Consider the following 1,415-nt stretch of genomic DNA (forward strand, 5'->3'; position numbering starts at 1 on the left):
CCGTCGATGGGAACACAGCCGAGGATGGTGACCATTTGCCGATCACCGTCATGGGCGCTCTTCAGCCGCCGGCGCACTTTCTCCATCGCTGCGGGCAAGACCCATTCCCGGAACGGCGCGCCGTTGCGCAAAGCACCGGGTTTACGAGCCAGAACAGGGACATAATGCCAGGGATCGTAGACCGTTTCGCCACGGCCAAAGCAACGCGGATGTTCACCGACGTTCACGCCATCCTGCCGGATTACGATCTTCTCGGCATAGGCATGAACCTCGACAGGACGACCGACCGCCGTTGAGAGGACGGAGTATTTATTGTTGTCGAAGCGGACCGTGCAGGTCTTCGACACCGAGGCCGGGACGCAATGGAAACCGTCGAACGGCCCAACGTAATGGACGAGGCTGCCGCGTTCCGCCTCGAACATCTGCCAGATCATTCGCTCGGTCTGTTCGGGATGGCGGTGCGCCTTGGCATAGGCGACGCATTTGTCGAGCAGCCAGACGTTCAGCTCTTCCAGGCTTTTGACTCGAAGGCGTGGGGTGAAGAAGCGTTCGCGCACGAGACCGACCTGGTTCTCGACCTGTCCCTTCTCCCATCCGGATGCGGGCGTGCAGGCAACGGGATGAACGAGATAGTGGCTGCACATCTGCAGGAAGCGGCGATTGTATTGCCGCTCCTTGCCAACGAACACGGCTTCGACCGCCGTCTTCATGTTGTCGTAGATGCCCCGTGTGCAGGTGCCCCGGAAGAAGGCGAAGGCCTTGTCATGCGCGTCGAACACCATCTCCTGGCTCTCGCGCATGTAGGCCCGGACGAACATCATCCGGCTGTGGCAGAGCCGGACATGCGCGACCTTCACAGTCGTCGTCACGCCGTTGATCAGAATGATCTCGTGGCTCCAGTCGAACTGGTATGCCTCACCTGGCGCGTAGTAGAGCGGCACATAGGCTTCCGCCGTCACGGCTCCCCGGTTCTTCGCCCAGGTCTTGGCATATCGCCGGATCGCATCATAGCTGCCATCGTAACCGAGTGCCCGGACCTCTTCGTATATCCGGATCAGCGTCAGCCGCTCACGCGACGGCTTGCCCTCATTGGCTGTCAGAAACCGCTCGATCTCGGCCTTCCACGCTCCGATCCTTGGCAGCGGTTGTCGTGCCCGTTCATAGGTAAAATCGGTCTCGTCGGAGCGCAGTATCTTGCGAACCGTGTTGCGCGACACGTGGAGTTCCCGGACGATCTTCTTCATCGACCAGCCCTGCACATGGAAGGCCCGTCGAACACGCGCAATCGTATCCACTCGCTTCAACTCCCACTCCATCCGCCGCAAAAAGCCGGATGGTCAGATGAAATCTGAGGGGGGTCAAAATTGGACGCCGATTACCCCGCCAAGGGGGTCAAATTTGCACGCCGAAACACA

Annotated in this window: 1 protein-coding gene; it reads right to left on the reverse strand. The window is 60.1% G+C overall.

Annotated features, from left to right (window positions below; all coding sequences use genetic code 11):
• Positions 1–1,304, reverse strand: a 1,304-nt coding sequence (istA, locus tag ACIQUG_RS34635; RefSeq protein ID WP_402326932.1) for an IS21 family transposase, incomplete at its 3' end; no start/stop codon positions are given.
• Positions 1,305–1,415 lie beyond the last annotated feature (111 nt).

Source organism: Ensifer sp. NPDC090286 (assembly GCF_044769565.1).
Classification (GTDB): domain Bacteria; phylum Pseudomonadota; class Alphaproteobacteria; order Rhizobiales; family Rhizobiaceae; genus Ensifer.